Here is a 22359-nt window from a genome sequence, read left to right on the forward strand (position 1 = left end):
AACCTACTCCGTTACCCCAATGGACTGACGCGGATATACTTCTGCAGTATCTTCATCAACACTTCTTCTTCCGTCCCCCCGGCATCGGACAAATACTTATTGAGCTTGTTCTCCTCATACAACTGAACCAGCCCGGGGTGAACATAATATTTCTTACAGACCGCCCTCGTATTCCCCAACTCCCTGCTCACGGCATCGAACACCGCCACCACATTCTTCTTACACTCCGCCTCGCTGCAGGCCTCTCCCAGCTCAGCAAAAGCCCGCAACGCGTGCAGGCTTCCGGCCCAGGTGCGGAAATCCTTCGCCGTAAAATCCATCCCCGTCGCGTCCTTGATATACTGGTTGACCATGCCCGAGTCGATCCCATGCCTGGTCCCGTCCTCCGCATAATACTGAAAAAGTTCCGCCCCCGGTATCTCCTTACACAGACTCACTGCACGGGCCAGCCGCTTGTTGCGCAGTGTGATATCATGACGCACGCCCTTCTTTCCCGGAAAAGAGAACACCAGTCTGTCCCCGCTGATCGCCACATGCTTATTCTTTAACGTCGTAAGACCATAGGACCCGTTGGCCTTCTCATACTCATTGTTCCCCACCCGGATATAGGTCCGCTCCATCAGACTAAGCACCGTCGCCAGAACCCTGTCCCTGCTCAACGCCTGCTGTCTGTCCCCGCTCCCTTCCTTCTGCCCGTCCTGGTTCACTTCCTTCTGCCGCATGTCGGCATCTATCTTCTTCCGTAGCAACGGCAGGGCTTTTCCAAATTCATACAGCCGGTGAAACTTCGTCTCCGTCCGCAAACTATTCCACTTCGCATGATACCGGTACTGCTTCCGCCCCCTCAGGTCCAGCCCCGTAGCCTGAATATGTCCGTTAGCAGCAGGACAGATCCAGACACTGGTCCACGAGGGAGGTATCGCCAGGCTTTTGATCCGCCCCAGTTCCTCCACATCTTTGACAGGTTTGCCGTCCAGAAGATAGCAATACCCCTTTCCCCTCTTAACCCGGCCGATCCCCGGTCCGCTATCGCTGACATACCTCAGATGCACAACGGAAGCCGCCTTCTCATAGTCGCGATCCACCTGCAGCAACGCCTTATGAGACAATACCATACCCGTATTCATACTCCTTCATTTTTAAAAAAAGGACTCTAACTAAAAGCCATCCCGGGGAACCGGGATGGCATCCATTAACCTAAACCTCTATCGCACAAATTCTTAATTTTAACAACCTCTGCCTTATCCACCGAAAAACCCGTGCCAGCCCCCATCCCTCCTCCCGCCAATTTCTGGCTTAAAGCTTGTAACTTACGGGAACACTAAGCAGCAAGGCTATGCCCGACCAATTTCTTGACCAATTCGACCACCTCCCCAACCTTCTATGGGATATCATCCTCGCGGTGGTAGCCGTCGTCATCGGCCTGATCGTAAAATTCATGCTCGCACTCCTGATCAGAAAAAAACCCAAAGAAGTCCCTGCCTGGTCTGTTACCCGCTCCATCCTCTCCCGCCTGGGCAAACCCTTCAGCTACTTTCTGCCCCTGCTGACATTCAACTTCCTCCTCCCTGCCATGCGGATGAAGGCCTCGATCTACCCCGTCATCAACAAGATCACCGAGATCCTCCTCGCCATCTCCTTCGCCAACGTACTGATAGGCGTCATCAAGGTCTTCGAAGACTATATCTACCATCACTTCGACATCCAGAAAGCCGACAATCTTAAAGAAAGGAAAATCAGGACACAGCTGCAGTTCATCCGTCGCATCGCCATCGGCCTGATCGTCATCCTCACCGTCTGTGCCATTTTGTTAAGTTTCAACAATCTCAGGAAAATAGGCACCGGCCTGCTCACCGGCGTGGGCGTGGGCGGTATTATTATCGGCTTCGCCGCCCAGAAATCGCTGGGTAACCTTCTGGCCGGCTTTCAGTTGGCGTTTACACAGCCCCTGCGCATCGACGACGTCCTCGTAGTGGAAGGAGAATGGGGTCGCGTGGAAGAGATAACCCTCACCTATGTGGTCCTCAACATCTGGGACCAGCGCCGGCTCATCCTGCCGATCAATTATTTTGTGGAAAAACCGTTTCAGAACTGGACCCGAAACACCGCGGACATCCTCGGAACCGTCTTCCTCTACCTCGACTATACCACGCCAATCGACCCGCTCCGCGAAGAGTTTCACCCGCCTGCTCGACAGCAACCCGCTCTGGGACAAACGCGTCAAGGTCATGCAGGTCACCAATACCTCCGAACGTACTATCGAAGTCCGCGCCCTGATGAGCGCCAGCAGCTACCGGGCAACGCCTTTGACCTCCGCTGCGACGTCCGCGAGGGACTCCTCAAATTCCTCCAGCAGCAGTATCCCCACTGCTTCCCCGTCACCCGTGCCCTCATCGAAAAAGAAGACCGCCCCATCCTCCGCCCGCCCAAAAAAGAAGACGCATCCCACCCCTCGGAAAAAGGCGAACGCGTCGGCGAACCCGAGGCTTACCAAATAATCTCACTTACAATCATCACACACCACAACGATATTTTGCGCAAACCGCGGACTGACGCTAACCACCTTCTTATTCACCCGTATCTCCATTTGTCCATCGTACTCCTGCCGCGAGATCACTTTCAATTTATTATTGATCCCCAATCCCAGTTTCGAAACATACTGTAGAAAAGGCGCGGAATTATCCTTCACCGCCACCATCGTACAATGGTGTCCAACCTGCTCTTCCAGCAGCGTCTTTTTGTGTACTGCAGGCAACTCTCCCCTTCCATTGGGGATCACATCCCCGTGCGGGTCATACGCCGGATAGTTCAGAAACTCGTCCAGCTTATCCACCAGCTTGGCGCTCTGGATATGCTCCAGCTGCTCCGCCACCTCGTGCACCTCATCCAGGTAAAATCAAAGGTAGAATACAAAAAAGTCTCCCACAGCCGATGCTTCCGCACTACCTCGATCGCCTTCTTCCTCCCCTCCGCAGTCAGCGAGATCTTCCCATATTTCTCATAGTCGACCAGCTTCTTCTCCTTCAGCTTCTTCAACATATCATTCACCGACGCCGGCTTAACCCCCAAATAGGCCGCCAGTTCGTTCGTCCCGACCTCTCTTTCCCCTCCACCCAGGTTAAATAAATTCTTGAGATAATTCTCTTCGGTCTGAGATAACATGAACTAAAATTAATAAAAAATGGCAAACAAATATTGTTAGGTTAGTCTAACTTTAATTATTTTACACCCAAAACTTAACCACCATGTGGCTCTTACTATATCTATCCTGCGCTATTCAGGCACAAGACACCGTCCCCAAAATAGACTCTCTCACAAGTATCACTGTCACCGGCGTCCGCGGCGCCGTCCTCCTCCGCGAAACCCCTATCGCCGTCACCACCGTCCCGACAAAAAAACTCGCCGCCACCATCGAACCCAATATCATCGACGCCCTCGTCCGTCACGTCCCCGGACTCAACGCCGTAAAAACCGGTCCCAACATCTCCAAACCCTTTATCCGCGGACTCGGCTACAACAGGGTCCTCACCCTCTACGACGGCATCCGTCAGGAGGGCCAGCAATGGGGCGACGAACATGGCATCGAAGTCGACGCATATGGCATAGAAAGAGCCGAGATCATCAAGGGCCCGGCCAGCCTCCTCTATGGTTCGGACGCCCTCGCCGGCGTAGTCAGCCTCTTCCCCTTCGTGCCATCCGATAAAGACGGACACCTGCACGGCCGCTGGCTCGAGGAATACCAGAGCAACAATGGCCTCATCGGCACCGGCCTTCGCTTTTACTACAGCGACAGCAAATGGTGGTGGGCCGCCAAAGCGTCCTACCGTATCGCGCGCAACTACTCCAATCCCATCGACGGCCCGGTCTACAACACCGGCTTCCGCGAAACCAACGCCACCCTCGAAGCCGGCCGCCAGCTGACCGACGGCTCCATCGGCCTCCACGCCACCCTCTACGATAACCTTCAGGGAATCCCCGACGGAAGCCGCGACTCCCTGACCCGCCGTTTTACGAAACAGGTCTATGAGTCCGGCCAGGATACGGTGGACCGGCGCCCCATCGTCCCCAACTCAGACCTCGGCAGCTACGCCATCAGCCCACTCCACCAGCACATCCAGCACTACAGGCTGTATACGACAATAAAAAAGGCCGCACAGAAACCCTGCTCGGCCTCCAGCAAAATATCCGCCGGGAATACAACCACCCCGCCGATCCCCGGCAGGCAGGCCTGTACGTTAGGCTCAATACCGTCAACTACGGCTTTAAATATATGGTCCCCCAATGGCATAATTTCGATATCACCACCGGCATCAACGGCATGTACCAGGCCAACAGGAACCTCGACGGCACCGACTTCCCCATCCCCGACTACCACCTCGCCGACGGCGGCGCCTATCTCTATGGTAAATACAAATACCACTCTTTTACCGCCAGCGGCGGCATCCGCTACGACGTCCGTCACCTCTCCATCCCGGACAATCACCAGTTCAAATTCCTCGAAAATACCTACACCGGCGCCTCCTCCAGCCTCGGCCTAACCTGGCAGGCCAGCTCCTCACTCACGGTCAGGGCCAGCACGGCCAGCGGATACCGCAGCCCCAACATCACCGAGATAGCCTCCAACGGACTCGACCCCGGCGCACATATCATCTATCTCGGCAATCGCGACTTCGTCCCCGAGCTCAGCTGGCAGCAGGACCTCGGCATCGACGACAAAACCCGCGACTGGGACCTCTCCCTGAGCCTCTTCAACAACCATATCCGGCACTATATCTACCTCGCCCAGCCGGCCGACCCCGCCGGCAACCCCGTCGTCGACGCCCAGGGTAATAAGACCTTCCAGTACCAGCAATCTGCTGCTCACCTCTACGGCGTCGAAGCCTATACCTCCGTCCATCCCGAAAGCCTGAAACACCTCAGCTTCACGAGCACCCTCGCCATCGTCTATGGCGTCAACGATGCGGAAAAATTCACCCACACCGGCATCCGCGGCGAATACCTCCCCTTCATCCCGCCCCTTCGCTGGACGGGCAACTTCGAATGGATGCTGTCTCCACACGCTACGATCAACACCGGCTGGGAATACAACGCACCCCAGCACCGCTACCCGGCCCTCTACAATACGGAAACACCAACCCTATCCTATACCCTCATCCACGCCGGCATGAACACAAATATCCGGCTCTCAAAAACCCTCACCATCCGGTGGCTCGTACAAATAGAAAACCTGCTGAACGCTGCCTATCAAAGCAACCTCAGCAGGCTGAAATATTTTGAATACTATACCCAAAGTCCCAACGGACACCTGGGCATCTACAACATGGGCAGATCCCTCAATACCCGTATCACCGTCCCCTTCTAACAGAGCTCCCGATAACCCCTTTCATCACGGGCCCCCGGGTACCCCATTCCAGGCGGGACTTAGTCCGAATCCCTCCCCGTACCAAAATCCTCCCTCTCCTCGTGATCATCTTCATCACTGAGGCTATAGTCATTATTCTCTTCATCCTCTTCCCCGATCTCTTCGTCAGAGTCGTCATCCTCCGCACCCGGCACATCCAGATCATCACCCGTAAGGTCGTTGTCATCCTCATTCAGCGGATCCCCATCATCATCAAATTCATCCAGCCTCCCCTCGCGCAATACCTCATCCTCACTATCCGCCCGCCTGCTGTCGATATGCGCAAGAGTCGACCGCTCATCGGCCGTTACGTCCCCATCATTTCCCATCACCAGATCATCATCCTCGTCGCCCTGATTCAAAATATCATCTCCCTCTTCATCCGCGGAAGACGCGGTGTTGTCCGCCAATTCCCCAACCGGGGCGCCCTGATATGCTCCTGACCAGGAATATCACTGACATCAGGCAGATCGATCGAATTCTTATTTTTCTTTGCCATAAGGTTAAATTTTAATAGCTGTAATTTAAACCAATTTTGCTTCCTCGAGCCCGCTCCCCCGCGTTAATAAATTGTACTTTTTATCGCTTTTCTGTCCTTCCCCTTCAACCACCAAATCCCCCCTTCAACACCCAAACTCCAATTCCCCTGCCACAACCTGCGTCGCCCCAGTCAACCACCCTCAAATCCTCCCCAAATTACCCACCCCCAACCTCACCGCAATAAAAATGCCCCGTGGAAATACCCCGCGAAGTCGCAAACAATGGACAAAATGCCTTCTTGAATGGACGGGGTCACCTAAAGGGCGCTAGAAACTTTTCGCTAAAGCGTTTTATCAATTACAAATTAAAAAAAAACCTACTCTTTAGTTACAATTTTTAAAATCTATAAAGAAAACATATAAAAATCAATCAATTCTCTATATTCTATAAGAGTTATATTTAGAACTTATTTAATTTAGCAGCAGGATAAGGTCTAAATTCGAGTCGACTCACTACCCGGTATGTTCATACCGGGTTTTCTTTTTATCCCCGGTCCCTCCTCCCGCGTGAACCATCCCAACACCCCCGCCTGAACCATCCCAACGCCCCCGCGTGAACCACCCGCCACCCCCACAACACCCAGCCCCCCAGCTCTATTCACTATAAACCGCCGCCCCGGCCGGCTGAAAATTAAAATACTGCCGCGCATTATAATAACAAATATCCCTCACTACCTTCCCAACCCACTCCATATCATTCGGCATCTCCCCATTCGTAATATCCTCCCCAAAAAGATTACACAGGATCCTCCGGAAATACTCATGCACTGGAAACGACAAGAAGCTCCGCGAATCCGTTAACATCCCCACAAAACGACTCAGCATCCCCATATTCGACAACGCATTCATCTGCCTCACCATCCCATCCTTCTGATCCAGAAACCACCACCCCGATCCCAACTGCACCTTGCCCGCCACGCTGCCATCATTGAAATTCCCAACCATCGTCGCCATCAACTCATTATCGGAAGGATTCAGATTGTACAAGATCGTCTTCGCCAGCTTGTCCTCCCGATCCAGCCGGTCCAGGAACTTCGCCAAAGACCGCCCCTGCGAAAAATCACCGATCGAATCCCAACCTGTATCCGGCCCCAGTTTCTGCATCATCCGGCTGTTATTATTCCGCAGCGCCCCAAGATGAAACTGCTGCACCCAGCCCTTCTCCCAGTCCCACTCCGCAAAATGCACCAGCATCGCAGAACCTGAACTTCCTGCGCTCCAGCTCATTCAATTCCCTCCCCGCACGCACCTTGTTGAAGATCGCCTCCAGCTTCCCATCCGTAAACTCCTCCACATAGATCTCCTCCAACCCATGGTCCGAAACCGTACAACCCATCGAAGCAAAGAAATCATGCCTGTTCTCCAGCACAAACAAATAGTCGTTAAAACTGGATATTGCAACATTCGTCGCCCCCTCCAGCCTCTTGATATACGCATTGAATTTCTCCGGACTATCCACATTCATCGCATTGTCAGGCCTGAAAGCCGGCAATATCGGTATCTCAAACCCATCCTGCTTCAACTGTGCATGATACTCCAGCGTATCGACCGGATCATCGGTCGTACACACGTACGAACATTCATCTTCCTCAGCAGATTCCGCACCGAATACTCCGGCGTCTGAAGCTTCGCCGAACAAGCCTCATAGATACTCCTCGCAGTCCGGCCGCTCAGTATCTCATTTACGTCCGAAATAACGCTGCAACTCCAGGTGCGTCCAGTGATACAGCGGATTTCGCAAGGTATAGGGAACCGTCTCCGCCCATTTCTGGAACTTCTCATAGTCCGACCCGTCACCGGTGCAATATTTCTCGTCTACCCCATTCGTCCGCATCGCCCTCCAGCCTGTAGTGATCCCCATACAACCAGGCCTGCGTCAGATTTTCGAACCGATGGTCCGCCGCGATCTGCTGCGGCGGCAAATGACAATGGTAATCGATCACCGGCATCTCCTTCGCATATTCATGATACAACTGCTGCGCCGCCTTCGAATTGAGGAGAAAATTTTCGTCAAGAAAGTTCTTCATAACCTGCATTATTTGGTGTTTGTCTGCTTAATCATCCACTGGGTCGCATCCCTCGCGGCATTAAAATTCTCAAAATCCGCCGGAAGCTTCCTTCCATCGGTGTATTCATTGTAGAACCGGGGATCACCCACGGCAAATACCGTCCCCTTTCCAACCTTCCGCGGTCGCAATGATCACATTCCCCCCATCGGAATAATGCGCCTTCGCCGGGCCGCTCAGCCGAAGGGTACTCAGCTCCTTTGATGTAAAATTTGTGAGTTGTAGGGAATATTTGCATCCTGTACTGTCATGGTAAAGGCCCCCATTTCATACTGGTTACCCGTTACTTTATGATAATCATCAAAATTAAATTTGATCCCCAAACCGTCCCGCCAGCCTGTTGAAATGCGTAAAGCTCCATATTGGCCGAATCATTCCCCATCAGCACCAGCACCCCGCCAGCCTTCACCCAGGCCTCTATCGCGTCGATATCGCTTCTCCTGGATGAAATTAGGCGCCGGCGACTCCCGCTCGTTGTCCGGATCCACGACGATATAAATGGACGCCTTCTTCAGCCCCTCCGCCGTCGGCGCCACCGCTAGCGAATCCGTCTTCATCCCGTACTGCCGGAACAGATGCCCCCACAACGAATAGCCATTGTTATCCATCTCATCCCAGATATAGTGGAACCGTACCGAAGTCCCCGTAACGTCTTTATGATGCTCACCGTTGAAATAATAGTCCAGCATCACCGTCTTCCCCTTCCCTAAGCCGCGCGCCCCCAAAACATCCATCTCTCCCGCAGCCAGCAAAAAGGCCCCTACACCCTTCGGATCATTCTGTATCACCTTTTCTTTGATATAATATGCATAACTCCCATCCCGGTACGGATCCCCGCCAAGCCCGCTAACACTCACCGTCCCCTCCAGATTCGTAGAGCCCATCCCGACCCCGTCGTCAGAAACTTCCTCACGATCCCTTCATACCCCTTCTTCGCCGCCCCCCAGAAAAGACTCCGGCAAATACCCCAGCCTGACCCCCTTCGCCAGCGTATAGACAAACATCGAGCTCGCAGAAGCCTCCAAATAGTTCCCCTGCGCCCCCGGCTTGTCCAAAATATCCCACCAGCAGCCACTGGCCTGGTCCTGAACCTTTATGACCGCCGCCGCATACCGGCCCAGAATCCCCACCAGCTCCTTCCTCCCCGGGTCCCCCGCCGGATACTGTTCAAGCGCATCAACCAGCGCCATCCCATACCAACCCATCGCACGCGCCCAGAAATTAGGCGAATGCCCCGTCGCTTTATCCGCCCACATTACTCACTCTTCGACTCATCCCAGCCATGATACAACAGACCCGTCCTGGCTTCCCGCGTGTGCTTTTTCGATCGCCACGAACTGACGCGTTATATCCGCAAACACCGAATCTTCATGGAACAGCGCGGCATACTCCGCAAAAAAGGCTGCGCCATATACAACCCGTCCAGCCACACTTGCTCCACATACTTCTTCTTGTGCCAGTAACTCCCTTCCAAGGTCCGCGGCTGCGTCCGCAGCTGGTCCCTCAAATGACCAGCAGCCTTATAATATTTTTCCTGACCCGTCACCTTATACAACATCAGCAACACCCTGCCGCAAAGCACATTGTCGAGGTTATAATCCTCCAGCTTATAGGTTCGGATCTCGCCCTCTTTATTAACAAGACGATCCATCTGATGTTGCACGTATTTGAACCAGTAGGCATTCCCTGTATTCAGCCACAGCCCCTCCATCCCCTTCCACATAACCCCTTCGTCATAGGTCCACCTCGCCTTCGAGGAATCACCCGTCTCCGGCCACAGCTGCACCGCCCTGGCCGCCAGCCGCTCACCCGGCGTAGCCGCCACCGCCCGCCCGTCTGGCCGTGAACTGTCGCTACACAACCACCAACAACTCCTAAAAATAAAAAAGATAACTTTCTTCATATAACAGGGTATATTTTGGCAATTCTAAACCACAATTTCCGGAAACTCCCCCTGCACCGGAGTCTTTATTTACGCAAACGTTATCGAAAAGGCACGATCTTCTTCTCTTTCAAACTTTCATAGGCCTTTTCAATCACCCCGTATTACCAGCGCCCCCTGCTCGGCGGTCACCGGCAAAGGCGAACCATTCCGAATCGCCTCGGCAACCCCCTGAAATATTCCCTCGCATCCCCCCTCTCCGTCGGCACCAACTCCCTCACCACCTTCCCGTCGATCTCCGTATGCAGTAAACCCCGCTCACCCTCCGGCTCGATTCCCCAGTCCGCACCCTCCGGCATTTTCCCCGCCAGCAGATTCTTCTCCTGCACATCCGCCCTGCTCTTAAAAAACGTCCCATTATGACCATAGACGCTATAAGCCAGGCAAAGCCTCACCGCACCGAGATAACTCGACTTCACCCGCACCCGCATCCCCGGATAAAACAGCAACACCTCCATATAGTCATCCACCAGAGAATGATCCCTGATGATAAAAAGATCGGCAAACACAAATTGTGGCTCACCCCACAGCATGCAGCACCTGGTCGATCAGATGCGACCCCAGATCGTACAACAAGCCTCGCCCCGGACCCGGCGTCTCCTTATGTACGCTTCAGGACTCAGTGCCGGAGCTAAACCGGTCATAGTGGATCTCCGCTTCCACGATCTTCCCCAGCACCCCCGACTCCACGACCCGTCGGACCGTCTTGAAATCACTGTCAAAACGCCGACTCTGATAAGAAGACAGCTTCCAGCCCCTTCATGGCGGCCAGCGCGATCAGCTCGTCAGCCTCCGCCGACGTCACCGTGAATGGCTTCTCCACAATCACACATGCTTGCCGGCCTCCAGTGCCTGCTTCGCATACTCATAATGGGTATAGTTGGGGGTATTGACGATGACCAGCTCCACCGCCGGATCAGCCAGCAGCTCCTCCAGCGACCGGCACACACGCACCGACGGATAGAGCTCAGAAGCAAGGTTCTTGCTCCTCTCCCACACCGAATAGAACTCGAACTCCGGTAAAACATGTAAAAGGGGCGCCTGAAAGGTACGGCCCGACATACCAAACGAACATACAGCTGTCTTGACAGGTATCATATACTTATTTTAGTTCCATGACGCTACGATCGGCCCCATAGTTGAAGGCCGCATCATGGACCGCTTTCGAAGCATCAGTACCCGTTACCCGTATATCGGAACACTTCTTCCCGTTGATACTGAACAACAGCCCCGCCCCCTTGTCGAATTTCAAACCCTCAAAACGCAGCTTGCTGCTGTTCTCGATATACACGACCGGATCCTTTTCCTTCGTCACCAGCCGGATATTCTTCAGCGAGATCCCCTCCGCCTCAGCGATCGAAGCCCCCCTTATCCGCTTTTAGTACCATATCCGATAAGTAGATATCCCTGATATTCATCTCCGGCAGTCCACGCACAAATATACCCTCTTCAGCCCCATTACAGACAATATTGCTGATATGAATATCCCGGAATTGAGGGGTCGCCTCCGTCACCGCCGGAACATCCACCTTCGCCGCCCCCGAATAAACATCCGCTATCGACGGCGGTTTAGCAAAATAATACATGTCCAGAAACACCGCCTGGTGGACGATATCCCTCATCACAATGTCCCTGATATAGATTTTTCCACAATACCTCCCCGGCCCCTCACGGTCTTGAATCGCAACCCGATATCCGTCCCGATAAAACTACAGTTGTATACAAAAATATTCCTCGCCCCCCGGACATCTCACTTCCCACCACAAACCCTCCATGAGCCCGGTAGACGATATTATTCCGAACGATCATATTCTCTGTCGGCCTCCCCCGCTTCCGCCCGTCCTCATCCCGTCCCGACTTCACACAGATGCCGTCGTCCCCGCGTCAAAGGTATTTCCATCCAGCAGCACATTCCGGCAGGACTCCACGTCGATACCGTCCCCATTGGCCGCATTCCAGGGATTGCGGACATGCACGTCATGCAGCGTCAGATGCTCGCACAACAATACATGCAGACACCAGGCCGGCGAATTCTGAAAACTCGTCCCCTCCAGCAATACCTTCTTACAATTGGTCAGCACCAGCAGATTAGGCCGCAGAAAGTCCCGGATCTCCCCGAACTGATCCGGCGTCATGCCCGGCTTCAACACCCCCGCTTCCTTCGTCCGGTACCCCTTCATCGACTTCTCGGATGGAAACCGAGTCCTGCCATCCTCCGTTACCACACCCCCGAAGCAACCCTCTGCTTCCACTCTCCCTCCGTAAGCCGGTCCTTCGCTATCCAGCGCCAGCATCCCCATTCCCATCCACGATACCACCACCGGTAATAGCAATATTCTCCGCATCAGTCGCCGATATCGGCGACTGACAACGCGCAGCAGGATGCCCCTCCCAGTTGCCCGCAACTATCGGATACTGATTCTTGTCATCCGTAAATTGTATGATCGCAGCCCGGTCGATATGCAGATTCACATTCGACTTCAGCACCACCGGCCCCGTCAGCCACAACCCCTGCGGTACCAGCACCACTCCCCCGCCCTTCTTGTTGCAATCCGCGATAGCCCCGTTGATCGCCACTTGTATTCAGCGTAATACCATCCGCCACAGCGCCGTACGTTACGATAGAGAACGTATCCTTTCTGAATACCGGACGGTCCACCACAGGCAAATGACTCCACGAATACTCCTGCGCAAAAACCCCGGAACCCGTAAGGGCCAACATAAATCCAAACGCAATACGGACCTTTTTCATTAACTGTAATTTTTACATTTATACGCCTAAAGATAAGCCGCGACATCCCAATCCCCAAAAACTACCCGCGGCGTAATACCACCCGCCTCTGCATCCGACAACTGCTTAGACCACGATACCCTTCCCGCAACTCCCCCACCCGGACCATAATCCCCATATTCCGCATACCGCGCCGTCTTCCAGTTATCGGTCTTGTTCCACCCCGACCATCCCTCCCGTACAATATGCGCCCCGAGATAACAGTTCATATACACCACATCCGCATACGGCCTCCACGGACGCCCCAGATAAACCCGGTCCAGTCCCGAATCCGCCGTCAGCGTGCAATCATAGAAAACGAAACCATACGCATGATCCATCGGCGTGGAAGCCGCCGTGACATAAGAATTTTTCCTGCTGTGTATATGGCAGCCGGTAAACCAGGCCGTAGCCGACCCAAAAATAAAATCCGTCGTCCCCTCGATATAACAATCCTTATACAACTGGCGACTACGCGAACTATTCAGAAAAAGGATATCCTGATTCCCCACGATCCGACAACCCTCGAAAACAAGCCTGTCCCCCGCGCCTCCACCCCAACCGCCTGCCCCGCACTAAAACCCGCATCATTCCGGAACGTAATATTCCTGGCACAAAAATCGTCGGCGCTGATCCGGCAGCTATATGCATTACGCGTATTCACACTATCCCCCTGCGGATTCACCATCCCCGTATGCTCGTCATAAGTCAGTATCGTCCCAAACCTCGACTCCCCCTCCAGGGTCACCCACCGCTTAGTCGAATCCAGATGCAGCTTCTCCCGGTATACGCCATCTCGGACATACACCGTCACCGGCCGCTGGTTATTCATCGGCACCGCGTCAAATGCCGCCTGCACCGTCCTGAAATCCCCGCTCCCATCCTTAGCAACCGTCATTCTTTTTCCTTCCTTATTATTCACCCCTATATGCTCTTCCAGCCCCAGCTTCAATTTTTTCAAATCCCTCAGCACGATCTCCGCCATCTTCCTCGCCCCCAGTTCACTAAAATGCGTATCATCCTGCCTTCCGTCAGGATAATTCGGATGCTCTCCTGGCTCCAGATAATTGAACAGCGCCTTCGACCCTTCCGTCCCCAGCCTCTGCAGCAACTCCAGACTCTCCTTATCCAGATCGATCAGCGCCACCCCATGCTCACTGGCCACCCTACGAACGATCGCCGCATACTCCGCATGCGTCTCCTGGATCACCCCCACAGCATCGAACTTACGACGCGCCACCGGCGTGATCAGCACCGGCACCACCTTCCTGGAACGGGCCGCCTCCACCATCCGGATCAGATTCGCCTCATATTCCGCCGGCGGTGTATACGTCGCCTTCGTCGGCACCTCGTCGTTGTGACCGAACTGTATCAGCACATAATCACCCCCCTTCATCCCCTTCTCTACCGCATCCCATCTTCCTTCATGAATAAAAGATTTCGTACTCCGCCCATTTTTCGCAGTGTTCACCACCTTTACCGTGGAATCGAAAAAATAAGCGAAAGGCATACCCCAGCCGGTCTCGGGGTACGCCTTGATCTCTTTGTCCGCCATGGTCGAATCCCCGACCAGCCAGACAGTAATATATGCCATCAGGATTGTCCTAATAACCATAGTCCTGTTTTAAATTATAGTTCGCATCCAGCGCAGGCTGCGGTATCGGCAGTAGCTCGCTGTGATTGGCCTTGAAATAAAATGCATAGCCATTCGAAGATCCCGATAGGTTCAGCACATTGGCGACACTCTTGGAGACCCACAGGATCATCGAATCACCTGCCGCCGGCAATAACCCGGCGCGGGGCGCATACAACGAATTCCGCAGCACCAGCCCCGTCGGCGACGTAGAGGCCTTGCTGTACACCATCGAATCGGGCAGCTTACTGAAGTCCAGCGCATTGTTGGCATAGACTCCTGCAAAAGTCCCGCTGCGCTTTGACATCGCCGTAAGGTCGGCCTTCGCCTCCGCCAGCCGCTGCCCCAGCAGGTTCCACCGGATCAGATCGAATTTTCGGATCCCCTCCCCACCAAATTCCAGCGACCTCTCCTTCACGATCGCACGGAAGAATCCGTCGTGATCCGTCGGCGTCGTTCCAATAGCGCCCGCATTCTTGCCATACCCCCTCTTCCTCACCTCCTCGAACGCACTCACAGCCGCGGCGGAAGGCGCCCCGTTCATTTCGTTGTCCGTCTCCGCAAACATCAGCAAAATATCCGAGAACCGCTGTATCGGCCAGTTGATACCATAGTACTGCGCCGTTGACGTCATCTGCGTGGGATTGCTGATCCAGTCCCTCCTGAACTTTGCCTCGACCAGCGTCGTCGGCGGATGCATAGCCAGCGTCGTCAGGTCCTTATTCACCTCATACGCCGCACAGGTCACATCCCGCCGCGAATCAGTCGAATCAAAAAGATAATAGTAAGTAGGCAGCACCCCGATTGCTGAGTTACCCGTCAGCGAAGCATTCACCTTCACCCCGTCATAATACCCCAGCTTGCTGTCGTACGAACCCGCCCCGCCGGCCATCGCCACCTGGAACATCACCTCTCCCGCCTTATCCGACGTATGCGCATCCAGCGCATCCTTAAAAACGCTCTGAAAGGTTGTGTTCAGCGTATGCTGCTCCCGATGCCCCATCAGATCGGAGCACTCGTCGTGCGCGATCTTGTAATAAGCTATATAATCCGACGGCCTCGCCATCACCTGCCCGTAGGAACTCGACGCCCTGCGCAAAGAATAACCGCCCCTGTACATCGCGATCCTCGCCCGCAGACCCTTGACGGCCCCCTTCGTGATCCGCTCATCCGCAGGATCACCCAGCGCCGCTATCTCCGTCCGCCACGGCACCAGCCCTTCCGCCGTGAGCAGATCGTTCAGCAAATGATTGTAGATCGTATCCCTGTCGGTCTTCGCCTGGAACACATTGTCCATCATCGCTGACGGCACCCACTGAACCGGAACATCACCCCAGTCCCTGACCAGCTCCAGATAATACTGCGCCCTCAGCGTCAGCGCCTCACCGTACAGCCGCTTCAACTCGCCGACCTGCTGGGTAGTCCCGCTGGTATACATATCCATCTTTGGGATATAATAGATGCAGATATTGGCCCTTTCAATGCCCTGATACAACTGGCTCCATGGCGCATTTATCTGACCATTGCCCGCATTGGCATTGTAGTGCGCGATATCCCCCCGGTCATTGTCCCCTATCTGGTGGATCCCGATCATCTCGTCATTGTCGTACGGGAAATACATGCTGATACGGATTCCGTACCCGTTGTCACCGGCCAGATCCTGATAGACGCCAAGCAACGCCTTCTGCGCATTCGGCACATTGCTGAATACATAGTCCGGACTGAACGACGACACCGGCGCCGGCTCGAGGTATTTTTTGCACGCCATCGCCAGCACCAGCATGGCAGGGACAACCAGACCTATTTTGCTATATATACTTTTCATGATTTTTTGTTTAAAACCCACCCCTTCCAGGGCATTAAAAGGTTACATTAAGCCCAGCGATAAAACTCCTGCTTCTGGGATAGGCCGAATAGTCCACACCCGGCGTCACCGGCGTGTCACGCCGTGTATTCACCTCAGGATCATACCCGCTGTATCCCGTGATCACAGCCACATTGTTCACCGTGCCATACACCCTTATCCGCGTCAACTTCATCTTCCTCACAAGGCTCACAGGCAGAGTATACCCCAGCGTGATATTGTTGATCCGGATAAAGGAAGCATCCTCAACCGCCCACGACTGCGGCGTAAAAGAAGTGCTGCTCGACCCGACCAGCGGTATCCAGTACTTCGCCCCCTTATTCAGCGCATTCAAAGAATCCGGAGAAGCCCCTACTACCTGACCCGCAGAGTTCAGCTGCTCCAGGACATTGCCATTCCCGTCCACCGTGTGCCAGCGGTCCTTCATGAATCCCATCAGCGAAGCACCCGGCGTATAACCGCTGCTGAACTCCAGCTTGTTGTAGTTGTAGACCTTATTCCCATACTGGAAGTTGATAAACACACTCAGGTCGAACCCATGATAGCTGACCTGCTGCATCAGGCCGCCGAAGAATTTGGGCTGCGCATTTCCGATGATCTGCCTGTCCGCCGCCGTAATCACCGAGTCCTTTCCAATTCCTTTGTACTTCAGCGAACCCGGCATCGGCGTAGAAGCCGTGATCGAGGCGTCATTCGGCTGCCCCGCCTTCAGCGTATACACACGCGTCGCGGGATTGTAGTCGAAATCGCTCGTCTTATAGAACCCATCCGTGACCAAACCGTACATCGAACCCACCGGCTGACCCACCTGCACGATATAATCCGCCGGGTTGCCGCTTCCCGCCCAGCCCGAATTCTGCAAATAGGACTTCTGGAGCCCAAGGCTCGTGATCTTATTCTGGTTGAAGGAGATATTGAAACTACCCGTCCACGTAAGCTTCCGGTTTTGCAGGATCGTTCCGGTCACCTGTACTTCCACTCCCTTGTTGGTCGTCGACCCCACATTCTGCAGCTGCGTCGAATACCCGGCGCTGCTCGGGATAGGCGTATTGACCAGCAAGTTCTTCGTCCTGTTGCTGTACGCGTCTACCGTCAAACCAAGCCGGTTGTTGAACAGCGTCGCATCCAGACCTATATTCCGCGAGATCGTCGTCTCCCATTTCAGATTGGGATTGCTGAAGGAAGCCGGCGCAAATCCCGTCACCAGCTGGTCGAGCAGACCGTACTGGGTGTTTGTATTGAACTGTGGCGAATACAAATAGGGATTGATCCGGTTGTTCCCCGCCGATCCATAGGAGAACCGCAGCTTCAGATCGTTCACCCACGGGTAGTTCTGCATAAAGTTCTCCTGCGATATCCGCCACGCCGCCGTAGCCGACGGGAAATACCCCCACCGGTTGTTGGGCGCGAACAGCGAAGACGCATCCGCCCGGAATGACAAATAGGCGAGATACTTCCGGTCATACCCATAGGTCAACCTCGAGAAAAGCGAGAACAATGTCGTGCTCACATCCGTCGTCGTAGGCTTGGGCTCGATCAGACTGGCATTCGGCGGAGTACCCAGGTTCATATTCCCCAGCGCCGCGCTCGCCGTCGTCCCGATCGGAAAATACCGGGTCTCGATATAGCTGCCCTTCGCATGCGTCTGATAGGTCTCCTCCCCGCGATCAGCGTAATGGCGTGTTTCTGGCTGAAAGCCCCGGTATCGCTGCATTGGAAAAGGTGAATACGTTTGAGTTGTCGATTGTCGTATTCAGCTTGGAAGTTATATCCCCTATCGGCAGGCTCGCACCGTTGATCTTCGAATTATAGGTCAGCGTGTCGTCGAAAGCATCCAGCCGCATATTGTTGTAGTCATACCCGAACGTACTCCGAAACGACAGCCATTTGGTAAAGGTATAGTTGGCATATCCGTTTACATCGAGAATATCGCTATTGCTCCTCCGGTACGTCGCATTGTTCAGCAGCACGGGATTGACCAGCGAAAGACTGTTCGCATTGGTCTCCGTATAATAAGTGGCGTCGAAACTATTGTCCGTCTGACCAGGCAGGATAAAAGGCCGGTACCGCACCACCTGCCGGAGATAGTTCAGCGCCGAGGAACCGGGATTCGAAGTCCCCGCCCCATTGACGACCGTATTGTTATAGCGCACGTTGAACCCGATCTTCAGACCGGCGCCCGCGTTGTGGTCGAACCGGAAAGCCAGCAGTTTCCGGTCATAGTCCGAATTCAGCATCACACCCTCCTGCCGCTGGTCCGTCAGGCTGAGATTGTACTGCGTCTGCTCCGTACCGCCCGTTACGCTCACATTATGCGACTGCTGGAAAGCATGGCGGCCCAGCACCTTATGCTGCCAGTCATACGGCGAGACATTCTTATATTTCTGTACCGTATCCCATTTGTATCCATACGGCACGATACCGCTGCTGTCGCCCGTCTGCTTCGCCCGCTCGTACTGATAGTACATATAGTCATAGGGCGACTGTACCGGCAGTTCCTTCTCGAGCACGTTCACCCCGAACAACCCGGTATAGGAGATCGTGGTCCTTCCGCCCGTATTGCGGCCACCCTTGGTCGTGATGATCACTACCCCGTTCGCCCCGCGAGCGCCATAGATAGAAGTCGACGCCGCGTCCTTCAATACGTCGATCGACTCGATATCCTGCGGCGAGATCGTCGAAAGGGCATTGTCCAGCTGGATGCCGTCGACTATATAAAGGGGTGAGTTATCCTGCGTGATCGACCCTCCGCCGCGAACCCGGATCATCACCTGCGCATTCGGCGAACCCTCGGAACCCGTCACCTGCACCCCCGCCAGCCTCCCGGCCAGAGCTTCCTCTGCGGAGTTGAGGGGAATATCCCTGAGCTGACGGCTACCAATGGACGATACCGAGGCCAATACGTCCCTTCTGCGGACGGACTGATACCCGATGACGACTACGTCCTCCAACGCCTTCGACACCCGCTTCAGCCGCAGATTCAGCGGCGCCCCCGCACCCGCAACCGGCACCGTTAGTTGCTCGTATCCGGAGTGTGACACCACAAGACTGTGTTTTCTTCCGTCTGTCGGGAGGGTGAGAGAAAAAAGCCATCTAAGGCGGTAGTAGTACCTTTCGAGGTACCAGAGATGGCTATTGAGACATCCGCAAGCGCGGAACTAGTGCTGTCATCTATGACCCTGCCCCTGATCGTTTCCTGGGCGCTCGCACCCGTTCTGATCGAAAGCAGCAGGCCAATAAAGAACATTACTTTCTTCATATGGCAGTTGTGTTTTAATGGCAAATCGTTGGCAAACCGAAACTCAATGCTAGTGAGAATTGACGGGATAGCAGAACATTAGCATCCCTTTATTTACGCAATCGTTCCCGGTAACGAATGCGGAAAGGCACATACCCCCCCTGGCAACGCCTTTGCATATAAATTCAAAAACTTCATGTACGATACTCCCCTTCCCCCCATCTGGTTCGGCACCAGCGGTCTCGTCCTTCCTGTTCCCAACAAACAATCCTTCCCGCAGGAATTTCAGTCAGCCTCCCGCCTCACCTATTACTCCTCACTCTTCAACAGCATCGAGGTCAACAGCAGTTTCTACAAGGTCCCCCAGCCTCATACGTTTACAAAATGGACCCACGAAGTGCCTGACCACTTCCGCTTCACGGTCAAACTCTGGCGCGGCATCACGCACACACCCGACCTGGCCTTCATCCCGATCGACGTCAACAAATTCATGCACGCCGCCGACCACCTCTTCGCAAAAAAAGGTTGCCTCCTCATCCAGTTCCCGCCCTCACTAAAAGCACACAGACTCCCCCCAACTCCAGCGCCTGCTGGAAAGGATTCTTCAGTCGGACCCGCAACACACCTGGAAAATAGCAGTGGAGTTTCGCAACCGCACCTGGTACAAAAAGAAGTGGAAGACGTTCTCGCCAGCTTTCCACGCCACGAGAGTCCTCCACGATATGCCCGACTCCAAAACGACGGAGCCGTTAAACAGTCCCTTCACCTATCTCCGCTTCCACGGCCCCGCCGGCGACTACAAAGGCGGCTACGGCGAAAAGCCCTCCAGCCCTATGCCGACAAGATTCGCCAATGGCAGGAAAAAGGAAAAGAAGTCTTTGTTTATTTTAACAATACGGCCGGCGACGCCATCGCCGACCTCAACACTCTGCGAAACCTTTGCGGCAGCCAGGCGACTCCCTCCCCCGCCTCACAATGGATGTCCATAAATAGATCCCTTCCTCAGCCTCAGCGAAGCTCCATTCCTCGCCGAAAAATGACTCCTTATCTCAGCCAGTATCGACAACGCGATCTCCTCCGGCGTGGCGGCACCGATATCCAGTCCAGCAGGAGCATAGATCCTCCTCCGGTCAGCCTCCCCAAGCAAATACCCGTCCTCCGCCATCGCGTCGAATATTTTATCCGCCCGCTTACGCGGCCCCAGCATACCGATATAAGACGCCGCCGAAGGCAACACCTTTTTCAGATTCTCCATATCTGTTCGGTAGTCGTGCGACATCAGCAATACGGCCGTATAAGCATCGATAGCCGGTAGCCCCGGTTCTCTATTATCCATCACCCGCGTTGCCGCCCTGCTCAGCGACCTGTCCGCCCGCGACGCGTTCAGCACCACAGTCGAATCCCACCCTATCTCCTTCACCTGAATCAACAAGGTCCTGATATCATAGTTCCCGCCATAAGCCACCACATGAATAGCCGGCAGGATCACCTCGATAAAAATTCTATTTTCCCCATACTCCACCGTCCGCGAAACCCGATCCTCCAGACATGTCCGCATATCCGCCGCCATCTTCTCCTCCAGCCCCGGAAACCCACCCGCAAAAGCCTCAACGCCCCCAATCCCCGCATCCCCCACAAACGTCCTCCCCAATCCCCCCTGATCCGGCGAACCCGTCACCGTCAGTAGCACCTCCGGCCGTCGTATATCCGTCAATCCCGACAGTATTTCCACAGGATTACCCGCCGATCCCGGCCGCAAGGGCGTAAACAACACGTCGACGATCCCCTGACAACCCAATCCCACACCTATCTGGTAGTCGTCATCCTCCGTCGTATCATACGTGATCACCGACGACCGCCCCAACGCGATCCCCTTCTGCGCCCGCCGCAGCGCATCCCCCTCCAGACATCCACCGCTGATTCCCCCGAGATAGGTTCCGTCATCCAATACCAGCATACGCGCCCCCGCACGACGATAAGAAGACCCCTCCACCCGCACCACAGTCGCCAGCGCAGCCTGCGTTCGGGAAAAGTCGATACTCTTATAGGCTTCGACAATAGTCCTGATTTCTTTCACCCCCACAATTTACGACTTCCAGTCTTTCAGGAGCCGCCGCACAACAATAATCTCCCCCGTATGATAGCTGGTATGATCCGCTATCAGCAGCGCCTCCCTCAATAATGACTGCCCGTGCCCATGCGCAAATGGCTCGTAAATTCTCTCCCCGCAGCCTGCAGCAAGCCGATGAATTCCTCCCTGTCCGCCACTATCCGCTCCACCGCAAGGGCAAGATCCCCTCACGCGCCGGCGCCGCCACCGTTGGCCAGTATCCCTCCGGCCATTCAGGACTCTGATAATTCGGATTCCGCGAAAATTCCAGGATATCCCACTGCGTTATCCGGATATGCTCCACCAGCTGCCAGAGACTGTACGGCAACCCCTCAGGCACCACGCCCACTATCCGCGGCGAAACCTCCTCAACCGCATCCTCAAAGGGAACATGCGCATTCCCCTTCCGGATCAAATCTTCCAGCTCCCTGATAATAATATCCGTTGTTGATTTCTTCATACTCCTAAAAGCCACAAATCCAATACCAAAACCTGGGCATAAAAATGGCATACCTACCCAAAACGAATATTATGAAAAAGCATAACCTCACCAAACAAAAGGACGTCACCGAAGACAAACCCACACGCGCCGAACACCACCACGGGTCCACCACCCAGGCGGGCTCCAACTACGGCCAGGGCTCCAACGACTCCGGCAGACAGGACGCCAACCGCCAGGGCAGCGAATCCAACAGCGGCTCCAACTATGACAACGAAAAAAAGAACTGGGTCAACGAAGCGCTCCGCCGCAAAGACATCACCCAAAACCGCCAGGACCGCTAACCCCGCAAAAAAA

24 protein-coding genes and 5 pseudogenes are annotated in these 22359 nt (G+C 54.5%); 6 read left to right on the top strand and 23 right to left on the bottom strand.

From position 1 onward, the window contains the following. Positions 1-11: 11 nt before the first annotated feature. Entirely contained in the window at positions 12-1127 is a 1116-nt protein-coding gene (locus ACQ86N_RS31730; RefSeq protein WP_431210535.1) for a DNA topoisomerase IB, read from the bottom strand. A 452-nt stretch (positions 1128-1579) separates the two neighbouring features. On the opposite strand from ACQ86N_RS31730, the gene ACQ86N_RS31735 reads away from it, so the two are divergent. Next, positions 1580-2665 carry a mechanosensitive ion channel family protein gene (locus ACQ86N_RS31735; RefSeq protein ID WP_431217681.1) on the top strand — a complete coding sequence of 362 codons (1086 nt, stop codon included), beginning with the start codon at positions 1580-1582 and terminating at the stop codon, positions 2663-2665. On the opposite strand, the pseudogene ACQ86N_RS31740 reads toward ACQ86N_RS31735, so the two are convergent. Next, positions 2582-3162 (bottom strand): annotated as a pseudogene (locus tag ACQ86N_RS31740) (iron dependent repressor, metal binding and dimerization domain protein); the annotation flags it as partial. The gene ACQ86N_RS31735 and the pseudogene ACQ86N_RS31740 overlap by 84 nt on opposite strands. A gap of 83 nt (positions 3163-3245) precedes the next feature. Here ACQ86N_RS31740 and ACQ86N_RS31745 point away from each other — a divergent pair. Continuing rightward, positions 3246-3659 (top strand): annotated as a pseudogene (locus ACQ86N_RS31745) (TonB-dependent receptor plug domain-containing protein); the annotation flags it as partial. Between the two features lie 611 nt (positions 3660-4270). Next, positions 4271-5362, top strand: a complete 1092-nt coding sequence (locus ACQ86N_RS31750) for a TonB-dependent receptor domain-containing protein (protein ID WP_431210536.1) — start codon at positions 4271-4273, stop codon at positions 5360-5362. A 59-nt stretch (positions 5363-5421) separates the two neighbouring features. Here ACQ86N_RS31750 and ACQ86N_RS31755 read toward each other — a convergent pair whose 3' ends face one another. The 19 genes and pseudogenes from ACQ86N_RS31755 to ACQ86N_RS31845 all read right to left on the bottom strand — a co-directional run bounded on the left by ACQ86N_RS31755 (position 5422) and on the right by ACQ86N_RS31845 (position 19259). Then, positions 5422-5811, bottom strand: a complete 390-nt coding sequence (locus ACQ86N_RS31755; RefSeq protein WP_431210537.1) for a hypothetical protein — start codon at positions 5809-5811, stop codon at positions 5422-5424. A 723-nt stretch (positions 5812-6534) separates the two neighbouring features. Further along, positions 6535-7134 carry a glucuronate isomerase gene (locus ACQ86N_RS31760; protein WP_431210538.1) on the bottom strand — a complete coding sequence of 200 codons (600 nt, stop codon included), beginning with the start codon at positions 7132-7134 and terminating at the stop codon, positions 6535-6537. Next, positions 7058-7686, bottom strand: a pseudogene (locus ACQ86N_RS31765) (glucuronate isomerase). The gene ACQ86N_RS31760 and the pseudogene ACQ86N_RS31765 overlap by 77 nt, the downstream one beginning before the upstream one ends. Next, positions 7619-7801 carry a glucuronate isomerase gene (locus ACQ86N_RS31770; protein ID WP_431210539.1) on the bottom strand — a complete coding sequence of 61 codons (183 nt, stop codon included), beginning with the start codon at positions 7799-7801 and terminating at the stop codon, positions 7619-7621. Before ACQ86N_RS31770 ends, ACQ86N_RS31765 begins: the two are co-directional and overlap by 68 nt. After that, the gene (locus ACQ86N_RS31775; protein ID WP_431210540.1) at positions 7734-7967 is read right to left on the bottom strand and encodes a glucuronate isomerase; all 234 of its coding nucleotides are present in this window, start codon (positions 7965-7967) and stop codon (positions 7734-7736) included. The genes ACQ86N_RS31770 and ACQ86N_RS31775 overlap by 68 nt, the downstream gene beginning before the upstream one ends. A 410-nt stretch (positions 7968-8377) precedes the next feature. After that, on the bottom strand, positions 8378-8890 hold the full coding sequence (locus ACQ86N_RS31780) for a hypothetical protein (RefSeq protein WP_431210541.1): 513 nt from the start codon (positions 8888-8890) through the stop codon (positions 8378-8380). A 36-nt stretch (positions 8891-8926) separates the two neighbouring features. Beyond that, positions 8927-9262, bottom strand: coding sequence for a glycoside hydrolase family 88 protein (locus ACQ86N_RS31785; protein WP_431210542.1), 336 nt, complete (start codon positions 9260-9262; stop codon positions 8927-8929). Between the two features lie 89 nt (positions 9263-9351). Further along, on the bottom strand, positions 9352-9909 hold the full coding sequence (locus tag ACQ86N_RS31790) for a glycoside hydrolase family 88 protein (RefSeq protein ID WP_431210543.1): 558 nt from the start codon (positions 9907-9909) through the stop codon (positions 9352-9354). 167 nt (positions 9910-10076) lie between these two features. Continuing rightward, positions 10077-10481: a hypothetical protein gene (locus ACQ86N_RS31795; RefSeq protein ID WP_431210544.1), complete on the bottom strand. Its 405-nt coding sequence runs from the start codon at positions 10479-10481 to the stop codon at positions 10077-10079. Between the two features lie 292 nt (positions 10482-10773). Next, positions 10774-11046, bottom strand: a complete 273-nt coding sequence (locus ACQ86N_RS31800; protein ID WP_431210545.1) for a Gfo/Idh/MocA family protein — start codon at positions 11044-11046, stop codon at positions 10774-10776. A 4-nt stretch (positions 11047-11050) separates the two neighbouring features. Continuing rightward, on the bottom strand, positions 11051-11263 hold the full coding sequence (locus tag ACQ86N_RS31805) for a hypothetical protein (RefSeq protein WP_431210546.1): 213 nt from the start codon (positions 11261-11263) through the stop codon (positions 11051-11053). A 34-nt stretch (positions 11264-11297) separates the two neighbouring features. Further along, a complete protein-coding gene (locus ACQ86N_RS31810) occupies positions 11298-11570 on the bottom strand; it encodes a hypothetical protein (RefSeq protein ID WP_431210547.1) in 273 nt (90 codons plus the stop codon). Between the two features lie 237 nt (positions 11571-11807). Further along, positions 11808-12269, bottom strand: coding sequence for a glycosyl hydrolase family 28 protein (locus ACQ86N_RS31815; protein ID WP_431210548.1), 462 nt, complete (start codon positions 12267-12269; stop codon positions 11808-11810). Next, a complete protein-coding gene (locus ACQ86N_RS31820) occupies positions 12226-12525 on the bottom strand; it encodes a hypothetical protein (protein ID WP_431210549.1) in 300 nt (99 codons plus the stop codon). The genes ACQ86N_RS31815 and ACQ86N_RS31820 overlap by 44 nt, the downstream gene beginning before the upstream one ends. Positions 12526-12726: 201 nt before the next feature. Beyond that, complete coding sequence (locus ACQ86N_RS31825; protein WP_431210550.1) at positions 12727-13230, bottom strand: pectinesterase family protein; 504 nt, start codon at positions 13228-13230, stop codon at positions 12727-12729. Further along, entirely contained in the window at positions 13203-14312 is a 1110-nt protein-coding gene (locus ACQ86N_RS31830; RefSeq protein ID WP_431210551.1) for a pectinesterase family protein, read from the bottom strand. The genes ACQ86N_RS31825 and ACQ86N_RS31830 overlap by 28 nt, the downstream gene beginning before the upstream one ends. 10 nt (positions 14313-14322) lie before the next feature. Further along, positions 14323-16176: a RagB/SusD family nutrient uptake outer membrane protein gene (locus tag ACQ86N_RS31835; RefSeq protein ID WP_431210552.1), complete on the bottom strand. Its 1854-nt coding sequence runs from the start codon at positions 16174-16176 to the stop codon at positions 14323-14325. Between the two features lie 34 nt (positions 16177-16210). Further along, positions 16211-17929, bottom strand: a complete 1719-nt coding sequence (locus tag ACQ86N_RS31840) for a SusC/RagA family TonB-linked outer membrane protein (RefSeq protein WP_431210553.1) — start codon at positions 17927-17929, stop codon at positions 16211-16213. Then, on the bottom strand, positions 17883-19259 hold the full coding sequence (locus ACQ86N_RS31845) for a TonB-dependent receptor plug domain-containing protein (RefSeq protein WP_431210554.1): 1377 nt from the start codon (positions 19257-19259) through the stop codon (positions 17883-17885). Before ACQ86N_RS31845 ends, ACQ86N_RS31840 begins: the two co-directional genes overlap by 47 nt. A gap of 390 nt (positions 19260-19649) precedes the next feature. Between ACQ86N_RS31845 and ACQ86N_RS31850 the strand changes: the two are divergent. Together ACQ86N_RS31850 and ACQ86N_RS31855 are read left to right on the top strand one after the other, a co-directional pair. After that, positions 19650-19955, top strand: a pseudogene (locus ACQ86N_RS31850) (DUF72 domain-containing protein); the annotation flags it as partial. Positions 19956-20091: 136 nt separating this feature from the next. Then, positions 20092-20330, top strand: a pseudogene (locus tag ACQ86N_RS31855) (hypothetical protein); the annotation flags it as partial. Positions 20331-20423: 93 nt separating this feature from the next. On the opposite strand, the gene ACQ86N_RS31860 reads toward ACQ86N_RS31855, so the two are convergent. Together ACQ86N_RS31860 and ACQ86N_RS31865 are read right to left on the bottom strand one after the other, a co-directional pair. Then, positions 20424-21530, bottom strand: a complete 1107-nt coding sequence (locus ACQ86N_RS31860) for an XdhC family protein (RefSeq protein WP_431210555.1) — start codon at positions 21528-21530, stop codon at positions 20424-20426. Positions 21531-21720: 190 nt separating this feature from the next. Continuing rightward, positions 21721-22023, bottom strand: coding sequence for a hypothetical protein (locus tag ACQ86N_RS31865; protein WP_431210556.1), 303 nt, complete (start codon positions 22021-22023; stop codon positions 21721-21723). 71 nt (positions 22024-22094) lie between these two features. Here ACQ86N_RS31865 and ACQ86N_RS31870 point away from each other — a divergent pair, with 71 nt between their 5' ends. Continuing rightward, positions 22095-22346, top strand: a complete 252-nt coding sequence (locus ACQ86N_RS31870; protein WP_431210557.1) for a hypothetical protein — start codon at positions 22095-22097, stop codon at positions 22344-22346. Positions 22347-22359: the final 13 nt, after the last annotated feature.

Origin of the sequence: Puia sp. P3 (assembly GCF_050632245.1) — a bacterium.
Classification (GTDB): Bacteria; Bacteroidota; Bacteroidia; order Chitinophagales; family Chitinophagaceae; genus Puia.

Excerpts from the sequence above, each read along its gene's own strand:
- ACQ86N_RS31730 (WP_431210535.1), bottom strand. The coding sequence starts at position 1,127 with ATGAATACGGGTATGGTATTGTCTCATAAGGCGTTGCTGCAGGTGGAT.
- ACQ86N_RS31735 (WP_431217681.1), top strand. The coding sequence starts at position 1,580 with ATGAAGGCCTCGATCTACCCCGTCATCAACAAGATCACCGAGATCCTC.
- ACQ86N_RS31750 (WP_431210536.1), top strand. The coding sequence starts at position 4,271 with ATGGTCCCCCAATGGCATAATTTCGATATCACCACCGGCATCAACGGC.
- ACQ86N_RS31760 (WP_431210538.1), bottom strand. The coding sequence starts at position 7,134 with ATGCTGGTGCATTTTGCGGAGTGGGACTGGGAGAAGGGCTGGGTGCAG.
- ACQ86N_RS31770 (WP_431210539.1), bottom strand. The coding sequence starts at position 7,801 with ATGGGGATCACTACAGGCTGGAGGGCGATGCGGACGAATGGGGTAGAC.
- ACQ86N_RS31775 (WP_431210540.1), bottom strand. The coding sequence starts at position 7,967 with ATGAAGAACTTTCTTGACGAAAATTTTCTCCTCAATTCGAAGGCGGCG.
- ACQ86N_RS31780 (WP_431210541.1), bottom strand. The coding sequence starts at position 8,890 with ATGGGCTCTACGAATCTGGAGGGGACGGTGAGTGTTAGCGGGCTTGGC.
- ACQ86N_RS31785 (WP_431210542.1), bottom strand. The coding sequence starts at position 9,262 with ATGTGGGCGGATAAAGCGACGGGGCATTCGCCTAATTTCTGGGCGCGT.
- ACQ86N_RS31790 (WP_431210543.1), bottom strand. The coding sequence starts at position 9,909 with ATGAAGAAAGTTATCTTTTTTATTTTTAGGAGTTGTTGGTGGTTGTGT.
- ACQ86N_RS31795 (WP_431210544.1), bottom strand. The coding sequence starts at position 10,481 with ATGCTGTGGGGTGAGCCACAATTTGTGTTTGCCGATCTTTTTATCATC.
- ACQ86N_RS31800 (WP_431210545.1), bottom strand. The coding sequence starts at position 11,046 with ATGATACCTGTCAAGACAGCTGTATGTTCGTTTGGTATGTCGGGCCGT.
- ACQ86N_RS31810 (WP_431210547.1), bottom strand. The coding sequence starts at position 11,570 with ATGAGGGATATCGTCCACCAGGCGGTGTTTCTGGACATGTATTATTTT.
- ACQ86N_RS31830 (WP_431210551.1), bottom strand. The coding sequence starts at position 14,312 with ATGGCATATATTACTGTCTGGCTGGTCGGGGATTCGACCATGGCGGAC.
- ACQ86N_RS31835 (WP_431210552.1), bottom strand. The coding sequence starts at position 16,176 with ATGAAAAGTATATATAGCAAAATAGGTCTGGTTGTCCCTGCCATGCTG.
- ACQ86N_RS31840 (WP_431210553.1), bottom strand. The coding sequence starts at position 17,929 with ATGCAGCGATACCGGGGCTTTCAGCCAGAAACACGCCATTACGCTGAT.
- ACQ86N_RS31865 (WP_431210556.1), bottom strand. The coding sequence starts at position 22,023 with ATGAAGAAATCAACAACGGATATTATTATCAGGGAGCTGGAAGATTTG.
- ACQ86N_RS31870 (WP_431210557.1), top strand. The coding sequence starts at position 22,095 with ATGAAAAAGCATAACCTCACCAAACAAAAGGACGTCACCGAAGACAAA.